Below are 24,022 nucleotides of genomic sequence, written 5' to 3'. Positions count from 1 at the left end.
ATCAGAATTTCCCATGAGGAATATCACTGACCCTGAGGTGCTGTTGCTGTGTCTTTCGAAAAACTTACCCGTCTCGATCTCAACCTGCTGGTTTGCCTTTATGTCCTGCTTGAAGAGTGCAATGTCACCCACACTGCCCGGCGGCTTCACCTCAGCCAGTCGGCCGTCAGCAAAAGCCTGATGCGGCTGCGGGAGCAGTTCAACGACCCGCTGTTTACCCGCTCAGCCCACGGCCTGATCCCGACACCGCGCGCCAAAGCCCTGCAACCTTTGCTTGAGCACCTGCTGCGGGAAGTAGAGCAAATGACGGCACCGCCGACCTTCAACCCGGCCACCAGCGAACGTCATTTCAAAATGGCTCTGGTTGAAAGTGCCTACCCGCTACTGCTGCCTCAGTTCCTCGGGGAAATCTTCAGCAAAGGCCCTAACATCATCTTTGATACCCAGGCCTGGGAAACCAATACGTTCGAGCGCCTGCAACGGGGGGAAATCGACTTCGGGATCACTGGTAAAGACCTCAATCCGCGAGATGCCATGCTGACCCTGATGCCACCGAAAGACATCATCTGGCAGGAACTGTACCGGGATACCCAGCGCTGTATCGTCCGCAAAGACCATCCGATCCTGAGCCAGACCTGGGATGAGGATAACTACCTGAGACAGCGCCACATTCAGGTGCGGTGTGACGGCAGCGACCGCTGGCTGCTCGACTACAAACTGGCCGACCGGGGACTAAAACGTGATATCGCGATCTATGTGCCTGACTTCAACAGCGCCGCCAGCCTGTGCACCCATACGGATTTGATCTTCACCGCCCCGAGCCACTTCGCCAGCCATATCGCCGCCCAGCTCGATCTGGTGGTTATGCCGCTGCCACCTAAACTTCCTGCCATGGCTTACACCCTGTTCTGGCACCAACATCAGGAAAATGATCCGGGACACTGCTGGCTGAAAGAGTTAATCATCAGCCGATGTCATGATTTGTCTGACACTTAATTGCAGCCCGGCACCAAACGCGTTAACGTAGCTGCAATGAACGGCCTTGCAGCTATTACGGACCTTACCGAGGCCGATCTCTTCTTTTCCGTCAACATGGACGGTGACTTACTTAAAGGAACAAACCATGCAAGCTGTTATCTCACAACGAGTGGAGCAGATCCGCCAGTGGCTGGCGGAAAGCCAGCTCGATGCGCTGCTTATTCCTCACGAAGATGAATACCTGGGCGAGTACATTCCTGCCCACAACGAACGCCTTCAGTGGGCCACAGGTTTCACCGGCTCAGCAGGTATGGCAATTATCACCCGCGATAAAGCTGCTGTATTCGTTGATGGCCGTTATGTCGTTCAGGTTCGCAAGCAGGTTCCGGGTGATGTGTTCGAATATCGCCACCTAATCGAAGAACCACCAATGCAATGGGCTCAGGATAATCTGGCCACCGGTAGCCGCGTTGCGGTTGACCCTCGCCTTCACAGCGGTGCCTGGCTGGAGCAAATGACCGAAAAAATGGCCGGCAGCCTTGCGCTGGTTTGCATCGACGCCAACCCAATCGACACCCTGTGGCACGATCGCCCGGCGGCAACCCTGTCTGACGCCAAGCTGATGAGCCTGGATTTTGTCGGCACCAACTGTGCAGAAAAACGCACTGAAATTGCGGCTGAACTGAAGAAGCAAAAAGCAGAAGCAGCCCTGTTGACCCAACTGGACAGCATTGCCTGGCTGCTGAATATCCGCGGCAGCGATGTACCAAGCCTGCCGGTTCTGCTTTCAACTGCCATTATCCACGCCGATGAAAGCGTTGATTTCTATATTGACCCAGCTCGCCTGCCAGCAGAATTCAGTGCACATGTCGGTGACGGTGTTCGTATCCACCAACCTGAAGAGCTGGAAGCCGGCCTGAAAGCCCTGAGTGGTAAAGAGGTTCTGATTGACCCGGCCACCAGCAATGCCTGGGCCGGACAGGTACTCAACGGTGCAGGTGCCCGTATGATCGCCGCAGCAGATCCTTGCCTGCTGCCGAAAGCAGCCAAGAACCCGACCGAAGTTGCCGGCATGAAAGCCAGCCATATCCGCGACGGCGTGGCGATGGCTAAATTCCTGGCTTGGGTTGATGCTCAGGTGGCTGCCGATAATCTGCTTGATGAAGGTACGCTGTCTGACAAGTTGTGGCAGTTCCGTAGCTTAGATCCGAGCTGTACTGATGTCAGCTTCGACACCATTTCGGCAGCCGGCGGCAATGCTGCAATGTGCCACTACAACCACCTCAACCAGCCAGAACCAAGCGTACTGGAAATGGACAATGTCTACCTGGTGGATTCAGGTGGCCAGTACCCAGACGGTACAACTGACATCACCCGTACGATCGCTGTCGGCCAGCCGGGTGACGAAGTGAAGAAAGCCTTTACCCTGGTACTGAAAGGCCATATTTCGCTGTCATCAGCTCGCTTCCCGAAAGGCACCAACGGCACCCAGCTGGATGCCCTGGCTCGCCAACACCTGTGGGCGCACGGCTATGATTTCGACCACGGTACCGGCCACGGTGTGGGCCACTTCCTGAGTGTTCACGAAGGCCCGCAGCGTATTTCCAAAGTCTACAACCCGACGGCCCTGCTTCCGGGTATGGTGTTGTCTAATGAACCGGGTTACTACCGTGCAGATGCCTTCGGTATCCGTATTGAGAACCTGGAGCTGGTTGTTGAAGTCGAAACCAACGGCGACATGACCATGCTGGGCTTCGAGTCTCTGACCCGGGCTCCGATTGACCGTCGCCTGATCGACTTGTCACTGATGACAGATGCCGAGCTGGCTTGGCTGAACCACTACCACCAGACGGTATTTGATGTGATCAGCCCGTCGCTGGAAGGTGATGACCTGGCATGGCTACAGCAGGCAACAGCGCCGCTTACCCGCTAAGCCCGCAACACGCAGCCTGAAAATAACAAACGCCCGCATATTCACATGCGGGCGTTATTACATCTACGACACAACAATCAACCGTTCGGAATTTGGCTTTAGAGCAAAGAGAAAGCGCAGAATTTATAAGCATAAATGAACACTTTCGATGCCGATATAAAGCCAAATAACACCTGTCAATTACCCGGAATAGGCGTGATGCCAGTCTTTCCACACTACTTCAAAGCCGTGCTGCTTCACCGCCTGAGCCACTTCGGCAACAGCGCGGTCATCACTGATCGCAAACTGCTCCAGCTCCGGCTCATCATCGGCATAACCGCCGGGCTGGGTTTTAGACCCGGCCGACATACTGGTGATCCCCAATGGCAAGACATTGTCGCGAAATTGCGGAGATTCACGGGTCGATAACGACAATTCCACGTCCGGATTCAACAGCCGATAAGCACAAATCAGCTGCACCAGCTGGCGATCGGTCATCACCGACTTCGGCTGTACCCCCCCCTCGCACGGCCGCAGGCGCGGGAAGGAGATAGAATAGCGGGTCTGCCAGTAGGTGCGCTCCAGATAATCCAGATGGCTGGCGACAAAGAAACAATCCGTGCGCCATTCTTCAAGGCCAATCAGTGCTCCGATACCAATCTTATCTATGCCTGCGCGGGCCAGGCGATCCGGGGTTTCCAGACGGTATGCAAAATCCATCTTATTGCCACGTAGATGATGTTTGGCATAGGTCGGCGCATTATAGGTCTCCTGATACACCATTACGGCATTCAGCCCCAATGTTTTCAGCTCGGCATACTCATGCTGATCCAGCGGCTGAACCTCCATCGCCAGGTAGCTGAACTGAGATTTGACCGCGGGCAGGGCCTGGCGGAAATAATCCATCCCGACTTTGCGCTCATGCTCGCCCGTCACCAGCAATACACTATCAAAATTCATCGCCTTAATGGCCAGGCATTCTCGCTCAACCTCCGGTACAGCCAACGTCCGCCGCTTAATTCGATTCTCCATCGAAAAACCACAATAAGTACAGGCGTTGGCACACAAGTTCGACAAATACAACGGCACATAGAAGGCAATAGTGTGGCCAAAGCGGCGACGGGTCAGCGCCGCCGACTGCTGAGCCATCTGCTCAAGGTAAGGTTCTGCGGCCGGAGAAATCAGCGCTTTGAAATCTTCCAGATCCCGCTTGTTTTTCCGCAGAGCCCGCTCAACATCCGCGGCCGTTTTGCTGTAAATCGACAGTCGGATATCGTCCCAGTCAAGCTGCTGCCAGACATCAACATAGCTCATACCGGTTCCTTATGCGGTCTGATCAAGAAACGCCGTCAGCGGACTTGAAGCAATGGCATGATTGACGGTTCCAGCCAGTCCGGCCTCATACGCCATACGACCACTTTCCACCGCCATCCGAAACGCCCGCCCCATCACCACCGGATCGGCGGCTGCCGCGATTGCCGTATTCACCAGTACCGCATCAGCTCCCATCTCCATCGCCTCAGCAGCATGGGACGGAGCACCGATCCCGGCATCAACAATAACCGGCACCCGGGCCTGATCGATGATAATTTCCAGGAAATCCCGGGAAGCCAGCCCCTTGTTCGAACCAATCGGCGCGCCCAGCGGCATCACCGCCGCACAACCTACCTCTTCCAGTCGCTTACACAACACAGGATCGGCATGGCAATACGGCAGCACAATAAAGCCATCTCGGGCTAGTTGCTCTGCCGCCGCCAGCGTTTCAATCGGATCAGGCATTAGGTATTTCGGGTCCGGGTGGATCTCCAGCTTCAGCCAGTTAGTCCCGAGCGCTTCACGGGCCAGCTTGGCAGCAAATACAGCTTCTTGAGCATTCTTCGCTCCGGACGTGTTCGGCAACAGGTTGACGCCAGCCTCCAGCAAAGGAGCCAAAATATCATCATACCGGTTTTCGATATCCACCCGCTTAAGTGCTATGGTCACCAGCTCAGATCCCGAAGCCACAATGGATTCCGCCATCACCTTGCTGTTGGCGTATTTGCCGGTGCCGGTAAACAGGCGGGATGAAAAGGTCTTATCAGCAATAGTCAGCATTTAGCCTCCGGCAATAGCTTGGAACAGGGCAATTCGGTCGCCCGTCTTCAACTGGGTACTATCCCATTCACTTCGGGTAACAATATAGTCGTTCAAGGCCACCGCAGTTGCCTGCAATGGCATATCCAGTGTCTTGAGCAGTGCGGTCAGGCTATGTCCTTGCGGACATTCGACAGACTTGTCGTTCACCTGTACCTGAATCACTGACGGCGTGGCTGTCATAACGGTTTTATTCTCCTGTGCCACAGACCGGGCACTGTTTATCCTGGGTTAAATTAAATCGCTGCCATGCCATGGTCAGGCCATCAAACTGCAGCAAAGTCCCGAAAGCGACTTCCCCGGCTCCGCTCAACAGCTTGATACATTCCAGCGCCTGCATATTACCCATCACCCCGACAACAGGCCCGGCAATGCCGGAGCTGCTGCAATTTTGCGGCTCCGGCGAAACATCAGGCCGAGGTGGAAACAGGCAGTGGTAACAGGGGCCATGACCCTGGCGAAAATCAAAGGACATCAGCTGGCCCTGCCAGCGAATCGCCGCTCCTGAGATCAAAGGCTTGCCGGCACTAAAACAAGCCTGATTAATCGCATGCCGGGTCGTCAGATTATCGGAACAATCAAGAACCACGTCGGCCAGAGCGATCTCCATTGCCAACCGCTGCCCGGCCAGCCGAGCCTGTACCGGACGTACCCGGATATGCGGGTTCAGAGCAGTCACTTGCTCGGCAGCCATCAAAGCCTTACTCCGACCCTGATGACTGTCGCGGTAAATGACCTGACGCTGCAGGTTCGAACTGTCCACCTCATCATCATCAGCAATCATGAGGTGACCGATACCAGCCCCGGCCAAATACAAAGCCGCGGCAGAACCCAGCCCACCGGCACCGACCAGCAGCACCTGGGCCTGCGCCAGCAATTGCTGCCCTTGTTCACCAACTTCGGGCAGCATTATTTGGCGGTTATAACGCAAAAATGCCTGATCACTCAGCATCCGTTGCATCCTTGGCTGGCTCATGACGCACGAGCAGCTGATTAAAGTCGTCTAGAGCGGCTTTAGGATCTTCGGCCTGGGTAACAGCCCGGACAACCGCGATACCATTCACTCCGGTACGCCAGACTTTTTCAGCCCGACTCAAATCAATACCGCCAATGGCAACAGTCGGAAACGCCTCGCCAATCAGCTTGTGATACAAGGCTAAACGGTTAACACCCTGCGGCTTGGATGGCATCTCTTTGGTGGTGGTCGGGAAGATATGGCCTAAGGCAATGTAGCTTGGGGAAAATTCAGCAGCACGCAGGATTTCATAATAACCATGGGTAGAAAGACCCAGACGCAAACCGGCTTGCTGGATAGCAACCAAATCAGCGGTATCCAGATCTTCCTGCCCCAGATGAACACCGTAGGCCTTGTGCTCTACAGCCAGCTGCCAGTGATCATTAAGATATACCTGCGCCTGATGTGCTTTGCCGGCTGCGATCACCTGTTTGATCTGAGCTTCCAATGTCGACTCGTTTTCATCTTTGATCCGCAGTTGAGTAGTCGCAACTCCCAGATCCAACAAGCACTCAACCCACTCGGCCGAATCCACTACCGGATATAGCGCAAGCTTCGCCGGATCTGTCGCTGCAAACGGCTCAACAGCCGCTTCTTTGCAAGTCCACCCCAAGTCTTCTGCTTCTGGGTGGTTAGCCGTTAAAGCTCGGGGAAACAGCTCACGGCTCATCGGCCAGCCAGTTTCACCATAACCATCCATGTGGCTTTCCATATAGCCACGAGCATGAGCCCGGGCCAGAGTCACCGCATCCTCCAGCGGAAAATCCAGTGCCAGCGCAACCATCAGCATCGCACGCTGCGGCTCACTGGCACCGGCGTGGTGACAATACACGGCTCTGGCTTCACCATTGTGGTGCCAGATATCAATACACCCTTTCTCAGTTGGCAGGCCGCTGACAATTAAATTTGGTTTTTGGGCAACCTGCTGCTGCATTTCACTTACCGACGGATAAGGTGCAATCCACTGATCCAATACCTTATACCCGGTAATATCAGCCCCATCCGGGTTAAACACCAGACTGAACTGACGCTCTTCGAACTGAATGTCGACTGTTTCCGACTCGCTCCAATCCACACTGACCTGTTCTCCCAACTGGTACTTATCAGCAGCAGCCAGCAAGGGTTCCACATGCATCAGCAACGGTGTCAGGCTATCGGGCAAACATAAAGAGCTCATTGACGATCCTCTTGAATAGGGTGGTACAACTCACTACCCCGGGCGCGGAATTCAGAGGCTTTCTGCTGCATTCCCTGTAATGGTTCATCAAGTACTTTAATTTCCAGCTCATTGTTGTGTTCAAGATTGCTGGCGTAATCGCGTACTTCCTGGGAGATCTTCATTGAACAGAACTTTGGTCCGCACATTGAGCAGAAATGAGCCACTTTACCGGATTCCTGGGGTAGAGTTTCATCGTGATAGGCTCGGGCCGTATCCGGATCCAAGCCTAAATTAAACTGGTCTTCCCAGCGAAACTCAAAGCGCGCTTTCGACAATGCATTGTCACGCACTTGCGCTCCCGGATGACCTTTCGCCAAGTCTGCCGCATGGGCACACAACTTGTACGTGATCAGACCCACTTTTACGTCTTCTTTATTAGGCAATCCAAGATGTTCTTTGGGAGTGACATAGCAAAGCATGGCGCAACCATACCAGCCAACCATCGCCGCACCGATCCCGGAAGTAATATGGTCATAACCCGGAGCGATGTCCGTAGTCAGCGGGCCTAAGGTATAAAATGGTGCTTCATGGCAATGCTTGAGCTGCTCTTCCATGTTTTCCCTAATCATATGCATCGGCACATGTCCCGGCCCTTCAATCATCACCTGTACATCATATTCCCAGGCAATTTTGGTCAGTTCACCAAGGGTTCGCAGTTCACTGAACTGCGCTTCATCATTGGCATCAGCAATGGATCCCGGACGCAGGCCGTCTCCTAAGGAAAGGGAAATATCGTATTGGGCACAGATCTCGCAGATCTCTCGGAAATGGGTATAAAGGAAGCTTTCCTGGTGGTGAGCCAGACACCACTTGGCCATAATCGAACCGCCTCGTGACACAATTCCTGTCACTCGCTTTGCGGTCATCGGGATGTAACGCAGCAGAACACCTGCATGAATTGTAAAATAATCAACACCCTGTTCGGCTTGCTCCAGCAAAGTATCGCGGAAGACATCCCAATTAAGGTTCTCGGCAATGCCGTTCACTTTCTCCAACGCCTGGTACATAGGCACAGTACCAATCGGCACCGGACTGTTACGGATTATCCACTCACGGGTTTCGTGAATATTGCGCCCGGTGGACAGATCCATCACCGTATCGCCGCCCCAGCGGGTCGACCACACCAATTTTTCAACTTCTTCTTCAATGGATGAACTGACGGCGGAATTACCGATATTAGCATTGACCTTAACCAGAAAGTTACGGCCGATAATCATGGGCTCAGATTCAGGGTGGTTAATGTTCGAAGGGATGATGGCCCGGCCAGCCGCCACTTCCTGGCGGACAAACTCCGGCGTAATATCTTCAGGCAGGTTTGCGCCAAAGCTAATACCCGGATGTTGCAGATTCAGAGTGGAATCTCGATATTTTTCCCGCCCCATGTTTTCACGGATCGCAATAAACTCCATCTCCGGAGTGATCACCCCTTGGCGGGCATAATGGAGCTGAGTAACCCGATGCCCCGGCTTCGCTCTGCGGATACAAGCTCGTTGACTAAAACGCAGCTCATCCAGCGTATCATCAACCAAACGGCTCAGAGCATAATCAGAACTCAGCCCGTCCAGCAGCTCGGTATCATTACGCTCTGCTATCCACGCATCCCGGACAGAAGGCAAGCCGGCATAGATATCAATGTCGCAATCAGGATCGGTGTAATAACCGGATGTGTCATAAACCCGTATCGGTTCATTGGGCTCATAAATCGGGTTTGATTTGGATCCACCAACAAGGCTATCCGACAGCGTTATTTCACGCATCGGCACCTGAACATCAGGACGGCTTCCTTCCACATACACCTTACGGGATTTCGGGTAAGGCTGGACGGTGAGTGAATCAATAAATTGTTTAGCTTCCAGTCTCGCTTGTTTGCGATTCGACATAGCAATTTCCTTTCATCTTATTAGAGGGAAGTTGCTTGACGGATGGGTGCATAAACAAGAGGCATACACTTAGGGTGTACAGCGTCGTCTGAATACTGCGGCTACGGCCGATCGATTTCGATGGTGTAGCTAGACAGATGAATTGTCTCTTGTTCCCTTCGCAGGTATTAGCCCGATCAGGTTCTACGGATCCCGCAAAGCGGTCTCAGCCAAATGGCACTCCGACAAGTTAAGTGATGAGTATAGGTAAGCACCTTACAGGCAGCAAGCGTAATTCACATAAATTATTGAACTTAAGCCCAAACAAAAAAGGCCGCACATTTGTGCGGCCTAAGAATTATTTACTGAACTTTTTCGCTAAATTTTTCAGAAGTGATGAATGAGTTTCTCGCAATTCACCCAGTTTATGGGTAATCGTCGGTGCTCCGTCTAAATCAAACAACTTAGGTACAGCCACTCGCTGAGAAGAATAGATGCCGGTATGGCCACTAAAGTAGTAAGCGGTATAACAGGCAATCGCAAAATAAAGCATATGGTCGGCACCAAACAGCTCGACGCCCATAATGGTACAAGCAAGCGGAGTGTTAGTCGCCGCAGCAAAAACAGCGAGGAATCCAAGCGCAGCAAATAAATCAACCGGCGCACCAAGTATCCATGCCATGGTGTTACCCAAAGTCGCACCAACAAAGAACAGCGGTGTCACCTCCCCGCCTTTATACCCGGCAGCCAAGGTAATCGCAGTCAACAGCAACTTAAGCAACCAACTGTACCACTCTGCACCACCTTCATGGAAAGCACTTAAAATACTGACGCCACCTTCACGACTTGAGTACACACCAAGGCCTATATAGTCATAGTTACCAATCAGGTGCACCGCCCCAATAACAATCAAACCTCCGACAACCACAATCAGGTAAGGGTTTTTAAGTGTTGCCTTGAAGATATCTTTAAACGCATGGGTAAGCTCACCGAACAGGTAACCCGCCAAACCAAATGCAATGGCAGCCAGAACAATTTTCGCCACCATCAGAATATCGACCTTCACCGCATGCTCAAACAAGGTAATGGTCTCAAGGAAGTCGATCCGATAATGGGTATGGTGTGCACCCCAAGCACTACATACAACATCAGCGAGGATAGCGGCAAACAGAGCAGGAATAATCGCGTCGTAGCGCAGACGCCCAATAGCCAGCACCTCAAGCGCAAAAATCGCTCCGGTCAATGGAGTACCGAATACAGCACCAAATCCGGCTGCAACACCGGCAATTAAGATCAGGCGGGTGTCTGCTTCATTCAGCTTGAAACAACGAGCCAGCCAGTGCGTCGTTGCACCACCGATTTGCACGGCCGTCCCTTCACGTCCGGCAGAACCACCAAACAAGTGAGTGATGACTGTTGTGATTAATACCAACGGCCCCATTCGGGTTGGAATACCAGCTCCCGGCTCATGAATTTCATCCATGATCAGGTTATTACCACCCTCTGAGTTTTTACCCAGATTCCGGTAGCAATAAACAATCACAATCCCGGCTAACGGTAACAGATATAGCAGCCAAGGGTTATCAATCCGGGTCTCAGTAGCGAAGCTTAAGCTCCAAAGGAAAAAGGCGTTAAGAGAGCCAACAATAACGGCAACAGGAATTATAAGAAGTGTCCATCTTAGGATCTGGACAAAAGTTTTGGGGTTAGCGCTTAGTGGGTGTGCCATACCAGTTATCTATCATTACAAAGTTAATTCTTCAGGATAGACGTTATGGCAAATGATTTAGCCCTACCATAGACGGATCTATCCTACTACAGCAGGAGTCATCATCTCAGTAGAGCGGTTAAAGGTGGAACTCCATCACCCGTAATGAACATGGCTGTTCATCAACAAAAGGGAATGCTAACGGGAAATACAGCAAGCAACAAGCTTAAATTTTGCCTTCAGGCAGTAAAATAGCTTTTGCTTGATATAAAGCAGGAAAGGTCACAGAAACAAAAACCAGCATTTAACCGGGACGCGTAATCTGAAGCTTCATAGATGGCAGAGAAGAAGGGATTCGAACCCTAACTCGCGCTGTTTTTGGTATCAGGGGGATCCGCTGCTCTGTCAATTGGAGCTATAAACGAAAAAAGCCTCAGCATTTCTGCTGAGGCTTCAAAGATGGCAGGGGTGGAGGGATTCGAACCCCCAACACGCGGATTTGGAATCCGCTGCTCTGCCAATTGGAGCTACACCCCTGTAGTCGTTTTTAAGACTTAACTTTGTCTGAATAAGTGGCGGAGCGGACGGGACTCGAACCCGCGACCCCCGGCGTGACAGGCCGGTATTCTAACCAACTGAACTACCGCTCCACTCAGGATTAACGTTCGTTCACAACGCTAACCTAAATTGGAAGCCTGGCGATGTCCTACTCTCACATGGGGAGGCCCCACACTACCATCGGCGCTATTACGTTTCACTACTGAGTTCGGCATGGGATCAGGTGGGTCCATAATGCTATGGTCGCCAAGCAAAATTCTTACAATCTCGGAAAATCTGACTATGTTCTCGCACTACATTCAAGTGCTCATGGAGTCCTATAAAACCCCTTGGGTGTTGTATGGTTAAGCCTCACGGGCAATTAGTACAGGTTAGCTCAACGCCTCACAGCGCTTACACACCCTGCCTATCAACGTTCTAGTCTTGAACAGCCCTTCAGGATACTTAAAGTATCAGGGATGACTCATCTTGAGGCTCGCTTCCCGCTTAGATGCTTTCAGCGGTTATCGATTCCGAACTTAGCTACCGGGCAATGCGTCTGGCGACACAACCCGAACACCAGCGGTTCGTCCACTCCGGTCCTCTCGTACTAGGAGCAGCCCCTCTCAATCATCCAGCGCCCACGGCAGATAGGGACCGAACTGTCTCACGACGTTCTAAACCCAGCTCGCGTACCACTTTAAATGGCGAACAGCCATACCCTTGGGACCGACTTCAGCCCCAGGATGTGATGAGCCGACATCGAGGTGCCAAACACCGCCGTCGATATGAACTCTTGGGCGGTATCAGCCTGTTATCCCCGGAGTACCTTTTATCCGTTGAGCGATGGCCCTTCCATTCAGAACCACCGGATCACTATGACCTGCTTTCGCACCTGCTCGAACCGTCATTCTCGCAGTCAAGCGGGCTTATGCCATTGCACTAACCTCACGATGTCCGACCGTGATTAGCCCACCTTCGTGCTCCTCCGTTACGCTTTGGGAGGAGACCGCCCCAGTCAAACTACCCACCAGGCACTGTCCTCACCCCGGATAACGGGGCCAAGTTAGAACATCAACACTACAAGGGTGGTATTTCAAGGACGGCTCCACAGATACTGGCGTACCTGCTTCGAAGCCTCCCACCTATCCTACACATGTAGGGTCAATGTTCAGTGCCAAGCTGTAGTAAAGGTTCACGGGGTCTTTCCGTCTAGCCGCGGGGACGCAGCATCTTCACTGCGATTTCAATTTCACTGAGTCTCGGGTGGAGACAGCGTGGCCATCATTACGCCATTCGTGCAGGTCGGAACTTACCCGACAAGGAATTTCGCTACCTTAGGACCGTTATAGTTACGGCCGCCGTTTACCGGGGCTTCGATCAAGAGCTTCGACCTAAGTCTAACCCCATCAATTAACCTTCCGGCACCGGGCAGGCGTCACACCGTATACGTCATCTTTCGATTTTGCACAGTGCTGTGTTTTTAATAAACAGTTGCAGCCACCTGGTATCTGCGACTGCCGGCAGCTCCAAGAGCAAGTCTCTTCACCGCCAGCAGCGTACCTTCTCCCGAAGTTACGGTACCATTTTGCCTAGTTCCTTCACCCGAGTTCTCTCAAGCGCCTTGGTATTCTCTACCTGATCACCTGTGTCGGTTTGGGGTACGATTCCTTACTATCTGAAGCTTAGAGGCTTTTCCCGGAAGCATGGCATCAATGACTTCACTGCCGTAGCAGCTCGACATCGGGTCTCAGCCTGATGTATTCCCGGATTTGCCTAAGAATACAGCCTACACCCTTGAACCAGGACAACCGTCGCCTGGCCCACCTAGCCTTCTCCGTCCCCCCATCGCAATAGTAAGAAGTACGGGAATATTAACCCGTTTCCCATCGACTACGCCTTTCGGCCTCGCCTTAGGGGTCGACTCACCCTGCCCCGATTAACGTTGGACAGGAACCCTTGATCTTCCGGCGAGGAGGTTTTTCACCCCCTTTATCGTTACTCATGTCAGCATTCGCACTTCTGATACGTCCAGCAAGCCTTACGACTCACCTTCAACCGCTTACAGAACGCTCCCCTACCCAATACGCTAATGCGCATTGCCGCAGCTTCGGTGTATAGCTTAGCCCCGTTAAATCTTCCGCGCAGGCCGACTCGACCAGTGAGCTATTACGCTTTCTTTAAATGATGGCTGCTTCTAAGCCAACATCCTGGCTGTCTGAGCCTTCCCACATCGTTTCCCACTTAGCTATAACTTTGGGACCTTAGCTGGCGGTCTGGGTTGTTTCCCTCTCCACGACGGACGTTAGCACCCGCCGTGTGTCTCCCGGATAGTACTTACTGGTATTCGGAGTTTGCAAAGGGTTGGTAAGTCGGGATGACCCCCTAGCCTTAACAGTGCTCTACCCCCAGTAGTATTCGTCCGAGGCGCTACCTAAATAGCTTTCGGGGAGAACCAGCTATCTCCAGGTTTGATTGGCCTTTCACCCCTAGCCACAAGTCATCCGCTAATTTTTCAACATTAGTCGGTTCGGTCCTCCAGTAAGTGTTACCTCACCTTCAACCTGCCCATGGCTAGATCACCTGGTTTCGGGTCTAATCCCAGCAACTGCACGCCCAGTTAAGACTCGGTTTCCCTACGGCTCCCCTATTCGGTTAACCTTGCTACTGAAATTAAGTCGCTGACCCATTATACAAAAGGTACGCAGTCACCCCGAAGGGCTCCTACTGCTTGTACGTACACGGTTTCAGGTTCTATTTCACTCCCCTCACAGGGGTTCTTTTCGCCTTTCCCTCACGGTACTGGTTCACTATCGGTCAGTCAGGAGTATTTAGCCTTGGAGGATGGTCCCCCCATGTTCAGACAGGATATCACGTGTCCCGTCCTACTCGATTTCACTCGTTATGCGCCGTCGGCTACGGGGCTGTCACCCTGTATCGCCAAGCTTTCCAGCTTGTTCACCTGACGCAAGACTAGCTTAAGGGCTAATCCGGTTTCGCTCGCCGCTACTGCCGGAATCTCGGTTGATTTCTGTTCCTCGGGGTACTTAGATGTTTCAGTTCCCCCGGTTCGCCTCACAACGCTATGTATTCACGTTGTGATACTTGCTTATGCAAGTGGGTTTCCCCATTCGGAAATCCGAGAGTATAGTGATTCTTACCATCTCCTCTCGGCTTATCGCAGGTTAGCACGTCCTTCATCGCCTCTGACTGCCAAGGCATCCACCGTGTACGCTTAGTCACTTAACCATACAACCCCAAGAGGTTTCGTATGGCAAACAACCAAGGTTTTTCCATCTGAGTATTGATGGAATAGTTTTGCCGGACTCTTACACAAGACACTTGAATGTGTATTGCTTGAGAACTCGTTCTTCTTTCGAAGAACAATAATTCAATTATGAATTACTAGTCAGCTTTCCAGATTGTTAAAGAGCATGTGTTTCCATCAGGAACCACTTTCTAAACACACTCAGAAGAATGTTTTTAGAGAGTGGTGGAGCTAAGCAGGATCGAACTGCTGACCTCCTGCGTGCAAGGCAGGCGCTCTCCCAGCTGAGCTATAGCCCCAACGAAATCCGATATCATCACCACTGCCTCTGGGAGAAGAAGTGGTGGGTCTGAGTGGACTTGAACCACCGACCTCACCCTTATCAGGGGTGCGCTCTAACCACCTGAGCTACAGACCCGATACCGTATGTCTTTTACTATTAACCAAGCAATCTGTGTGGACACTGCATCAAATGAGCAGTCTATCGTTAAGGAGGTGATCCAGCCCCAGGTTCCCCTAGGGCTACCTTGTTACGACTTCACCCCAGTCATGAACCACACCGTGGTAAACGCCCTCCCGAAGGTTAAGCTATCTACTTCTGGTGCAGCCCACTCCCATGGTGTGACGGGCGGTGTGTACAAGGCCCGGGAACGTATTCACCGTGGCATTCTGATCCACGATTACTAGCGATTCCGACTTCATGGAGTCGAGTTGCAGACTCCAATCCGGACTACGACATACTTTCTGGGATTCGCTCACCATCGCTGGCTGGCCGCCCTCTGTATATGCCATTGTAGCACGTGTGTAGCCCTACTCGTAAGGGCCATGATGACTTGACGTCGTCCCCACCTTCCTCCGGTTTATCACCGGCAGTCTCCCTGGAGTTCCCACCCGAAGTGCTGGCAAACAAGGATAAGGGTTGCGCTCGTTGCGGGACTTAACCCAACATTTCACAACACGAGCTGACGACAGCCATGCAGCACCTGTCTCACGGTTCCCGAAGGCACTCCTCTATCTCTAAAGGATTCCGTGGATGTCAAGAGTAGGTAAGGTTCTTCGCGTTGCATCGAATTAAACCACATGCTCCACCGCTTGTGCGGGCCCCCGTCAATTCATTTGAGTTTTAATCTTGCGACCGTACTCCCCAGGCGGTCTACTTAACGCGTTAGCTCCGAAAGCCAGAACTCAAGGTCCCAACCTCCAAGTAGACATCGTTTACGGCGTGGACTACCAGGGTATCTAATCCTGTTTGCTCCCCACGCTTTCGCATCTGAGCGTCAGTCTTTGTCCAGGGGGCCGCCTTCGCCACCGGTATTCCTTCAGATCTCTACGCATTTCACCGCTACACCTGAAATTCTACCCCCCTCTACAAGACTCTAGCCTGCCAGTTCAAAATGCTGTTCCGAGGTTAAGCCCCGGGCTTTCACATCTTGCTTAACAGACCGCCTGCATGCGCTTTACGCCCAGTAATTCCGATTAACGCTCGCACCCTCCGTATTACCGCGGCTGCTGGCACGGAGTTAGCCGGTGCTTCTTCTGCAGCTAACGTCAAAGATATACGCTATTAACGTACACCCCTTCCTCACTGCTGAAAGTACTTTACAACCCGAAGGCCTTCTTCATACACGCGGCATGGCTGCATCAGGGTTTCCCCCATTGTGCAATATTCCCCACTGCTGCCTCCCGTAGGAGTCTGGACCGTGTCTCAGTTCCAGTGTGGCTGATCATCCTCTCAGACCAGCTAGGGATCGTCGCCTTGGTGAGCCGTTACCCCACCAACTAGCTAATCCCACCTGGGCTAATCCTGACGCGAGAGGCCCGAAGGTCCCCCTCTTTGCTCCGAAGAGATTATGCGGTATTAGCTATCGTTTCCAATAGTTATCCCCCACATCAGGGCATATTCCCAGGCATTACTCACCCGTCCGCCGCTCGCCGCCCATAATTTCCACCGAAGCTTCTATTATGTCGCTGCCGCTCGACTTGCATGTGTTAGGCCTGCCGCCAGCGTTCAATCTGAGCCATGATCAAACTCTTCAATTCAAGTTTTGGCTCAATGAATACTGATTGTTCCAACCGAAGTTGAAACGAATTGACTGTGCCAAATAATAAGTAAACTTAGTATTTGTATTGGTCACTCAGTTCATTGATAAATCTTTTTGACTAATCATTTCACGAGTGCCCACACAGATTGCATGGTCAAATTGTTAAAGAACGTTGACTTTCAATGCCTTAGCACTGTGTGCATCAGCAAGTCAGGTGGCGTATAATACGCTTTTCTGATGTCCAGTCAAGATAAAATTTTCAACTTTTTCATTGCCTCAATGGAAAAGCAAAAACCCTATGTTGACTCCGCTCACATCCTGTCCGGTTTGAGCGAAAGAAAAGCCCGTTGTTGCCAACGGGCTTCCTGAAATCAAAGCCTGGCGATGTCCTACTCTCACATGGGGAGGCCCCACACTACCATCGGCGCTATTACGTTTCACTACTGAGTTCGGCATGGGATCAGGTGGGTCCATAATGCTATGGTCGCCAAGCAAAATTCTTACAATCTCGGAAAATCTGACTATGTTCTCGCACTACATTCAAGTGCTCATGGAGTCCTGTAAAACCCCTTGGGTGTTGTATGGTTAAGCCTCACGGGCAATTAGTACAGGTTAGCTCAACGCCTCACAGCGCTTACACACCCTGCCTATCAACGTTCTAGTCTTGAACAGCCCTTCAGGATACTTAAAGTATCAGGGATGACTCATCTTGAGGCTCGCTTCCCGCTTAGATGCTTTCAGCGGTTATCGATTCCGAACTTAGCTACCGGGCAATGCGTCTGGCGACACAACCCGAACACCAGCGGTTCGTCCACTCCGGTCCTCTCGTACTAGGAGCAGCCCCTCTCAATCATCCAGCGCCCACGGCAGATAGGGACCGAACTGTCTCACGACGTTCTAAACCCAGCTCGCGTACCACTTTAAATGGCGAACAGCCATACCCTTGGGACCGACTTCAGCCCCAGGATGTGATGAGCCGACATCGAGGTGCCAAACACCGCCGTCGATATGAACTCTTGGGCGGTATCAGCCTGTTATCCCCGGAGTACCTTTTATCCGTTGAGCGATGGCCCTTCCATTCAGAACCACCGGATCACTATGACCTGCTTTCGCACCTGCTCGAACCGTCATTCTCGCAGTCAAGCGGGCTTATGCCATTGCACTAACCTCACGATGTCCGACCGTGATTAGCCCACCTTCGTGCTCCTCCGTTACGCTTTGGGAGGAGACCGCCCCAGTCAAACTACCCACCAGGCACTGTCCTCACCCCGGATAACGGGGCCAAGTTAGAACATCAACACTACAAGGGTGGTATTTCAAGGACGGCTCCACAGATACTGGCGTACCTGCTTCGAAGCCTCCCACCTATCCTACACATGTAGGGTCAATGTTCAGTGCCAAGCTGTAGTAAAGGTTCACGGGGTCTTTCCGTCTAGCCGCGGGGACGCAGCATCTTCACTGCGATTTCAATTTCACTGAGTCTCGGGTGGAGACAGCGTGGCCATCATTACGCCATTCGTGCAGGTCGGAACTTACCCGACAAGGAATTTCGCTACCTTAGGACCGTTATAGTTACGGCCGCCGTTTACCGGGGCTTCGATCAAGAGCTTCGACCTAAGTCTAACCCCATCAATTAACCTTCCGGCACCGGGCAGGCGTCACACCGTATACGTCATCTTTCGATTTTGCACAGTGCTGTGTTTTTAATAAACAGTTGCAGCCACCTGGTATCTGCGACTGCCGGCAGCTCCAAGAGCGAGTCTCTTCACCGCCAGCAGCGTACCTTCTCCCGAAGTTACGGTACCATTTTGCCTAGTTCCTTCACCCGAGTTCTCTCAAGCGCCTTGGTATTCTCTACCTGATCACCTGTGTCGGTTTGGGGTACGATTCCTTACTATCTGAAGCTTAGAGGCTTTTCCCGGAAGCATGGCATCAATGACTTCACTGCCGTAGCAGCTCGACATCGGGTCTCAGCCTGATGTATTCCCGGATTTGCCTAAGAATACAGCCTACACCCTTGAACCAGGACAACCGTCGCCTGGCCCACCTAGCCTTCTCCGTCCCCCCATCGCAATAGTAAGAAGTACGGGAATATTAACCCGTTTCCCATCGACTACGCCTTTCGGCCTCGCCTTAGGGGTCGACTCACCCTGCCCCGATTAACGTTGGACAGGAACCCTTGATCTTCCGGCGAGGAGGTTTTTCACCCCCTTTATCGTTACTCATGTCAGCATTCGCACTTCTGATACGTCCAGCAAGCCTTACGACTCACCTTCAACCGCTTACAGAACGCTCCCCTACCCAATACGCTAATGCGCATTGCCGCAGCTTCGGTGTATAGCTTAGCCCCGTTAAATCTTCCGCGCAGGCCGACTCGACCAGTGAGCTATTACGCTTTCTTTAAATGATGGCTGCTTCTAAGCCAACATCCTGGCTGTCTGAGCCTTCCCACATCGTTTCCCACTTAGCTATAACTTTGGGACCTTAGCTGGCGGTCTGGGTTGTTTCCCTCTCCACGACGGACGTTAGCACCCGCCGTGTGTCTCCCGGATAGTACTTACTGGTATTCGGAGTTTGCAAAGGGTTGGTAAGTCGGGATGACCCCCTAGCCTTAACAGTGCTCTACCCCCAGTAGTATTCGTCCGAGGCGCTACCTAAATAGCTTTCGGGGAGAACCAGCTATCTCCAGGTTTGATTGGCCTTTCACCCCTAGCCACAAGTCATCCGCTAATTTTTCAACATTAGTCGGTTCGGTCCTCCAGTAAGTGTTACCTCACCTTCAACCTGCCCATGGCTAGATCACCTGGTTTCGGGTCTAATCCCAGCAACTGCACGCCCAGTTAAGACTCGGTTTCCCTACGGCTCCCCTATTCGGTTAACCTTGCTACTGAAATTAAGTCGCTGACCCATTATACAAAAGGTACGCAGTCACCCCGAAGGGCTCCTACTGCTTGTACGTACACGGTTTCAGGTTCTATTTCACTCCCCTCACAGGGGTTCTTTTCGCCTTTCCCTCACGGTACTGGTTCACTATCGGTCAGTCAGGAGTATTTAGCCTTGGAGGATGGTCCCCCCATGTTCAGACAGGATATCACGTGTCCCGTCCTACTCGATTTCACTCGTTATGCGCCGTCGGCTACGGGGCTGTCACCCTGTATCGCCAAGCTTTCCAGCTTGTTCACCTAACGCAAGACTAGCTTAAGGGCTAATCCGGTTTCGCTCGCCGCTACTGCCGGAATCTCGGTTGATTTCTGTTCCTCGGGGTACTTAGATGTTTCAGTTCCCCCGGTTCGCCTCACAACGCTATGTATTCACGTTGTGATACTTGCTTATGCAAGTGGGTTTCCCCATTCGGAAATCCGAGAGTATAGTGATTCTTACCATCTCCTCTCGGCTTATCGCAGGTTAGCACGTCCTTCATCGCCTCTGACTGCCAAGGCATCCACCGTGTACGCTTAGTCACTTAACCATACAACCCCAAGAGGTTTCGTATGGCAAACAACCAAGGTTTTCCATCTGAGTATTGATGGAATAGTTTTGCCGGACTCTTACACAAGACACTTGAATGTGTATTGCTTGAGAACTCGTTCTTCTTTCGAAGAACAATAATTCAATTATGAATTACTAGTCAGCTTTCCAGATTGTTAAAGAGCATAACGCAAAAGCGTTAATCAATAACTGACGTTATTCATTAGCACTCTTGCCGTTCTTTCACATATTAACCAGGCAATCTGTGTGGACACTGCATCAAATGAGCAGTCTATCGTTAAGGAGGTGATCCAGCCCCAGGTTCCCCTAGGGCTACCTTGTTACGACTTCACCCCAGTCATGAACCACACCGTGGTAAACGCCCTCCCGAAGGTTAAGCTATCTACTTCTGGTGCAGCCCACTCCCATGGTGTGACGGGCGGTGTGTACAAGGCCCGGGAACGTATTCACCGTGGCATTCTGATCCACGATTACTAGCGATTCCGACTTCATGGAGTCGAGTTGCAGACTCCAATCCGGACTACGACATACTTTCTGGGATTCGCTCACCATCGCTGGCTGGCCGCCCTCTGTATATGCCATTGTAGCACGTGTGTAGCCCTACTCGTAAGGGCCATGATGACTTGACGTCGTCCCCACCTTCCTCCGGTTTATCACCGGCAGTCTCCCTGGAGTTCCCACCCGAAGTGCTGGCAAACAAGGATAAGGGTTGCGCTCGTTGCGGGACTTAACCCAACATTTCACAACACGAGCTGACGACAGCCATGCAGCACCTGTCTCACGGTTCCCGAAGGCACTCCTCTATCTCTAAAGGATTCCGTGGATGTCAAGAGTAGGTAAGGTTCTTCGCGTTGCATCGAATTAAACCACATGCTCCACCGCTTGTGCGGGCCCCCGTCAATTCATTTGAGTTTTAATCTTGCGACCGTACTCCCCAGGCGGTCTACTTAACGCGTTAGCTCCGAAAGCCAGAACTCAAGGTCCCAACCTCCAAGTAGACATCGTTTACGGCGTGGACTACCAGGGTATCTAATCCTGTTTGCTCCCCACGCTTTCGCATCTGAGCGTCAGTCTTTGTCCAGGGGGCCGCCTTCGCCACCGGTATTCCTTCAGATCTCTACGCATTTCACCGCTACACCTGAAATTCTACCCCCCTCTACAAGACTCTAGCCTGCCAGTTCAAAATGCTGTTCCGAGGTTAAGCCCCGGGCTTTCACATCTTGCTTAACAGACCGCCTGCATGCGCTTTACGCCCAGTAATTCCGATTAACGCTCGCACCCTCCGTATTACCGCGGCTGCTGGCACGGAGTTAGCCGGTGCTTCTTCTGCAGCTAACGTCAAAGATATACGCTATTAACGCATACCCCTTCCTCACTGCTGAAAGTACTTTACAACCCGAAGGCCTTCTTCATACACGCGGCATGGCTGCATCAGGGTTTCCCCCATTGTGCAATATTCCCCACTGCTGCCTCCCGTAGGAGTCTGGACCGTGTCTCAGTTCCAGTGTGGCTGATCATCCTCTCAGACCAGCTAGGGATCGTCGCCTTGGTGAGCCGTTACCCCACCAACTAGCTAATCCCACCTGGGCTAATCCTGACGCGAGAGGCCCGAAGGTCCCCCTCTTTGCTCCGAAGAGATTATGCGGTATTAGCTATCGTTTCCAATAGTTATCCCCCACATCAGGGCATATTCCCAGGCATTACTCACCCGTCCGCCGCTCGCCGCCCATAATTTCCACCGAAGCTTCTATTATGTCGCTGCCGCTCGACTTGCATGTGTTAGGCCTGCCGCCAGCGTTCAATCTGAGCCATGATCAAACTCTTCAATTCAAGTTTTGGCTCAATGAATACTGATAAATTGACTGTGGATACTTAAAGTATCTTTGGCCACTCAGTTCATTGATAAATCTTTTTGACTAATCATTTTACGAGTGCCCACACAGATTGCATGGTCAAATTGTTAAAGAACAATGCTGACTCAGTAGCGACATTCGCTGTCGTGTTCCGTGTCAGTGGGGTCGCATTATAGAGACTTCGATCACGTTGGCAAGCGGTAATTTGAAATAAATTTGTCATTTTCGCACAACCGAACAATTAACGATCAATTACGGCACTTTTCGCTGCAAATCAGATCATTCCTTCGCTATTCTCATTTCAAATAAGAAAGAGAAGGCTGTCCTAATGTCATCAAATCCGCTGCGTTTCTATAAAGGAAGCGCCCCAGAAAAACCGGCCAGTGCTTATGTTGATGGCTCTTCCGTCTTAGTCGGGGCTATCACCCTGGGAGAAGATGCCAGTATTTGGCCTCTTGTTGCTGCCAGAGGTGATGTAAACAACATCACTATTGGTGCCCGAACCAACATTCAGGATGGAACTGTCCTACATGTCAGTCGCAAAACGATTGAGAATCCTGAAGGCCATCCCCTTATTATAGGCGAGGATGTGACTATCGGTCATAAAGCGATGCTTCATGGCTGCAGAGTAGGGAACCGGGTATTGGTGGGGATAGGGGTTATCATTCTTGATGGCGCAGTCATTGAAGATGATGTCATCATCGGTGCCGGTAGCTTGGTTCCACCAGGCAAACATCTGAAAAGTGGTTATCTTTATCTGGGCTGTCCAATTAAAAAAGCCCGCCCCTTAAGTGATAAAGAGCGGGCTTTTCTGCCGACATCAGCCGATAACTATGTCCGACTGAAAAATGAATATCTGGCCGAACTATAGTTCGGTCAGCCGATTTCAATATCGCCGTCTTGATTAAAGTCTTCGTCTTCAATCATCTCTTCAGCCAATTCTTCCAGATCAAAGCGATAAACAGAAAAGGCAGAAAGGATATCGGCTTCCTCTGTCAGAGGCTTATCCGCTTTCTTTTGCAGCCAGCCCAGGCTGACCCAACAGGTGATCAAAGCGCCGGCCTGCTGAGCAGGGAAGTTCACGGCTTGTCTGTTGCTATCCCAAAGTTGAATATCGGCAAATAAGATATCTTGATTCATATTTATTCCTGCATGATACGGCGCAGTTCTCGTTGTACTTGTTTGGCTCCCGGGCGCAACCCGCGCCACAACATAAAACTTTCTGCCGCCTGACCGACAAGCATACCGAGACCATCAAGTGTCATTACTGCACCCAAATCCTGAGCCCATTGATTAAAAGTCGTGGTCGCCGAATCATATACCATGTCATAACAGGTAACATTCGGCGTAATAAGCTGTTCTGATATACCAGGCAGCTGGCCACTCAGACTAGCTGAAGTCGAATTAATGATCACATCAAACACCGGCGCATCCAAATCATTTAACGCTGAAGCTTCCACCTGACCGTATGGGAAAAACAGCCCGGCTAATTGCTCAGCTTTAGACAAGGTTCGGTTAGTTATGGTCAACTGCGCAGGCTGCTGAGCCAACAACGGTAATATTACACCTCGAGCCGCACCGCCTGCACCAATCAATAAAATTCTTTTTCCCTTCAGTTCAACCTGATGCTGAATTAAATCCTGCACCAGACCTTCACCATCAGTGTTATCTCCGAGAATTACGCCATCATCAAGCTTTTTAAGGGTATTGACGGCACCAGCCAGTTTAGCGCGCTCAGTAAGTTGAGTCGCGTAGCGGAAAGCCTCTTCCTTGAAAGGAACGGTAATGTTACAACCACGCCCGCCCGAAGAGAAAAAATCATCCGCCGCGGCTTGAAAACCACCTAAAGGAACAAGCTGAGCTTCATAAGTCATCGTCTGAGACGTCTGGCGGGCAAACAAGGTATGGATTAAAGGAGATTTACTCTGGGCAATCGGGTTGCCGAAAACAACGTACTTATCCATGAGGCTATTCCAGATAACAAGAATTTCAAAAAGATAGGATCAATT

The 24,022-nt window shown here is 51.7% G+C and carries 12 protein-coding genes, 4 tRNA genes, 6 rRNA genes and 2 riboswitches; of the genes, 3 read left to right on the top strand and 19 right to left on the bottom strand.

What is annotated here, in order from left to right; translation table 11 throughout:
• Positions 1 to 48 precede the first annotated feature (48 nt).
• Together AACQ93_RS00335 and AACQ93_RS00330 are read left to right on the top strand one after the other, a co-directional pair.
• Positions 49 to 996: a LysR family transcriptional regulator gene (locus AACQ93_RS00335; protein WP_064601529.1), complete on the top strand. Its 948-nt coding sequence runs from the start codon at positions 49 to 51 to the stop codon at positions 994 to 996.
• Positions 997 to 1,123: 127 nt separating this feature from the next.
• Complete coding sequence (locus tag AACQ93_RS00330) at positions 1,124 to 2,911, top strand: aminopeptidase P family protein (protein WP_064601528.1); 1,788 nt, start codon at positions 1,124 to 1,126, stop codon at positions 2,909 to 2,911.
• 180 nt (positions 2,912 to 3,091) lie between these two features.
• Here the strand turns inward: AACQ93_RS00330 and thiH are convergent, their stop codons facing one another.
• The 17 genes from thiH to AACQ93_RS00245 form a co-directional block, all read right to left on the bottom strand.
• Positions 3,092 to 4,204: a 2-iminoacetate synthase ThiH gene (thiH, locus tag AACQ93_RS00325; RefSeq protein ID WP_064601527.1), complete on the bottom strand. Its 1,113-nt coding sequence runs from the start codon at positions 4,202 to 4,204 to the stop codon at positions 3,092 to 3,094.
• Positions 4,205 to 4,213: 9 nt separating this feature from the next.
• Positions 4,214 to 4,984 (bottom strand): thiazole synthase, encoded by a 771-nt coding sequence (locus tag AACQ93_RS00320; protein ID WP_064601526.1) that lies wholly within the window; start codon positions 4,982 to 4,984, stop codon positions 4,214 to 4,216.
• Positions 4,985 to 5,206, bottom strand: coding sequence for a sulfur carrier protein ThiS (gene thiS, locus AACQ93_RS00315; RefSeq protein ID WP_064601525.1), 222 nt, complete (start codon positions 5,204 to 5,206; stop codon positions 4,985 to 4,987). It lies immediately after the preceding gene.
• A gap of 7 nt (positions 5,207 to 5,213) precedes the next feature.
• Positions 5,214 to 5,975 carry a HesA/MoeB/ThiF family protein gene (locus AACQ93_RS00310; RefSeq protein ID WP_157097502.1) on the bottom strand — a complete coding sequence of 254 codons (762 nt, stop codon included), beginning with the start codon at positions 5,973 to 5,975 and terminating at the stop codon, positions 5,214 to 5,216.
• Positions 5,965 to 7,215: a thiamine phosphate synthase gene (gene thiE, locus AACQ93_RS00305; RefSeq protein ID WP_064601523.1), complete on the bottom strand. Its 1,251-nt coding sequence runs from the start codon at positions 7,213 to 7,215 to the stop codon at positions 5,965 to 5,967. The genes AACQ93_RS00310 and thiE overlap by 11 nt, the downstream gene beginning before the upstream one ends.
• Positions 7,212 to 9,137: a phosphomethylpyrimidine synthase ThiC gene (thiC, locus tag AACQ93_RS00300; RefSeq protein WP_064601522.1), complete on the bottom strand. Its 1,926-nt coding sequence runs from the start codon at positions 9,135 to 9,137 to the stop codon at positions 7,212 to 7,214. The genes thiE and thiC overlap by 4 nt, the downstream gene beginning before the upstream one ends.
• 136 nt (positions 9,138 to 9,273) lie before the next feature.
• A riboswitch (TPP riboswitch) is annotated at positions 9,274 to 9,371 on the bottom strand.
• A gap of 103 nt (positions 9,372 to 9,474) precedes the next feature.
• The gene (locus tag AACQ93_RS00295; protein WP_064601521.1) at positions 9,475 to 10,845 is read right to left on the bottom strand and encodes a voltage-gated chloride channel family protein; all 1,371 of its coding nucleotides are present in this window, start codon (positions 10,843 to 10,845) and stop codon (positions 9,475 to 9,477) included.
• 85 nt (positions 10,846 to 10,930) lie between these two features.
• Positions 10,931 to 10,994: riboswitch (Fluoride riboswitch) on the bottom strand.
• A gap of 290 nt (positions 10,995 to 11,284) precedes the next feature.
• Positions 11,285 to 11,361, bottom strand: a tRNA-Trp gene (locus AACQ93_RS00290).
• Positions 11,362 to 11,397: 36 nt separating this feature from the next.
• Positions 11,398 to 11,474, bottom strand: a tRNA-Asp gene (locus AACQ93_RS00285).
• A gap of 43 nt (positions 11,475 to 11,517) precedes the next feature.
• Positions 11,518 to 11,633 (bottom strand): 5S ribosomal RNA (rrf, locus tag AACQ93_RS00280).
• A gap of 89 nt (positions 11,634 to 11,722) precedes the next feature.
• A 23S ribosomal RNA gene (locus tag AACQ93_RS00275) occupies positions 11,723 to 14,610 on the bottom strand.
• A gap of 242 nt (positions 14,611 to 14,852) precedes the next feature.
• Positions 14,853 to 14,928 (bottom strand) — tRNA-Ala (locus tag AACQ93_RS00270).
• 42 nt (positions 14,929 to 14,970) lie between these two features.
• A tRNA-Ile gene (locus AACQ93_RS00265) sits at positions 14,971 to 15,047 on the bottom strand.
• Between the two features lie 70 nt (positions 15,048 to 15,117).
• Positions 15,118 to 16,669 (bottom strand): 16S ribosomal RNA (locus AACQ93_RS00260).
• Between the two features lie 378 nt (positions 16,670 to 17,047).
• Positions 17,048 to 17,163: ribosomal RNA gene (rrf, locus tag AACQ93_RS00255) — 5S ribosomal RNA — on the bottom strand.
• Between the two features lie 89 nt (positions 17,164 to 17,252).
• A 23S ribosomal RNA gene (locus AACQ93_RS00250) occupies positions 17,253 to 20,140 on the bottom strand.
• Positions 20,141 to 20,438: 298 nt separating this feature from the next.
• Positions 20,439 to 21,990 (bottom strand): 16S ribosomal RNA (locus AACQ93_RS00245).
• The 16S, 23S and 5S rRNA genes sit together here with 4 tRNA genes alongside, the layout of an rRNA operon.
• Before the next feature lie 351 nt (positions 21,991 to 22,341).
• Here AACQ93_RS00245 and AACQ93_RS00240 point away from each other — a divergent pair.
• Positions 22,342 to 22,884, top strand: coding sequence for a gamma carbonic anhydrase family protein (locus AACQ93_RS00240; RefSeq protein WP_064601520.1), 543 nt, complete (start codon positions 22,342 to 22,344; stop codon positions 22,882 to 22,884).
• 5 nt (positions 22,885 to 22,889) lie between these two features.
• Here AACQ93_RS00240 and AACQ93_RS00235 read toward each other — a convergent pair whose 3' ends face one another.
• The gene (locus AACQ93_RS00235; protein WP_064601519.1) at positions 22,890 to 23,153 is read right to left on the bottom strand and encodes a DUF1488 family protein; all 264 of its coding nucleotides are present in this window, start codon (positions 23,151 to 23,153) and stop codon (positions 22,890 to 22,892) included.
• Between the two features lie 2 nt (positions 23,154 to 23,155).
• The gene (gene aroE, locus AACQ93_RS00230) at positions 23,156 to 23,977 is read right to left on the bottom strand and encodes a shikimate dehydrogenase (protein ID WP_064601518.1); all 822 of its coding nucleotides are present in this window, start codon (positions 23,975 to 23,977) and stop codon (positions 23,156 to 23,158) included.
• Between the last annotated feature and the right edge of the window lie 45 nt (positions 23,978 to 24,022).

The organism is Photobacterium sp. J15 (assembly GCF_963870815.1).
Classification (GTDB): Bacteria; Pseudomonadota; Gammaproteobacteria; order Enterobacterales; family Vibrionaceae; genus Photobacterium; species Photobacterium marinum.
This window is presented reverse-complemented; position numbering and strand designations above follow the sequence as displayed.

Excerpts from the sequence above, each read along its gene's own strand:
- AACQ93_RS00330 (WP_064601528.1), top strand. The coding sequence starts at position 1,124 with ATGCAAGCTGTTATCTCACAACGAGTGGAGCAGATCCGCCAGTGGCTG.
- thiH (WP_064601527.1), bottom strand. The coding sequence starts at position 4,204 with ATGAGCTATGTTGATGTCTGGCAGCAGCTTGACTGGGACGATATCCGA.
- AACQ93_RS00320 (WP_064601526.1), bottom strand. The coding sequence starts at position 4,984 with ATGCTGACTATTGCTGATAAGACCTTTTCATCCCGCCTGTTTACCGGC.
- thiS (WP_064601525.1), bottom strand. The coding sequence starts at position 5,206 with ATGACAGCCACGCCGTCAGTGATTCAGGTACAGGTGAACGACAAGTCT.
- AACQ93_RS00310 (WP_157097502.1), bottom strand. The coding sequence starts at position 5,975 with ATGCTGAGTGATCAGGCATTTTTGCGTTATAACCGCCAAATAATGCTG.
- thiE (WP_064601523.1), bottom strand. The coding sequence starts at position 7,215 with ATGAGCTCTTTATGTTTGCCCGATAGCCTGACACCGTTGCTGATGCAT.
- thiC (WP_064601522.1), bottom strand. The coding sequence starts at position 9,137 with ATGTCGAATCGCAAACAAGCGAGACTGGAAGCTAAACAATTTATTGAT.
- AACQ93_RS00295 (WP_064601521.1), bottom strand. The coding sequence starts at position 10,845 with ATGGCACACCCACTAAGCGCTAACCCCAAAACTTTTGTCCAGATCCTA.
- AACQ93_RS00240 (WP_064601520.1), top strand. The coding sequence starts at position 22,342 with ATGTCATCAAATCCGCTGCGTTTCTATAAAGGAAGCGCCCCAGAAAAA.
- AACQ93_RS00235 (WP_064601519.1), bottom strand. The coding sequence starts at position 23,153 with ATGAATCAAGATATCTTATTTGCCGATATTCAACTTTGGGATAGCAAC.
- aroE (WP_064601518.1), bottom strand. The coding sequence starts at position 23,977 with ATGGATAAGTACGTTGTTTTCGGCAACCCGATTGCCCAGAGTAAATCT.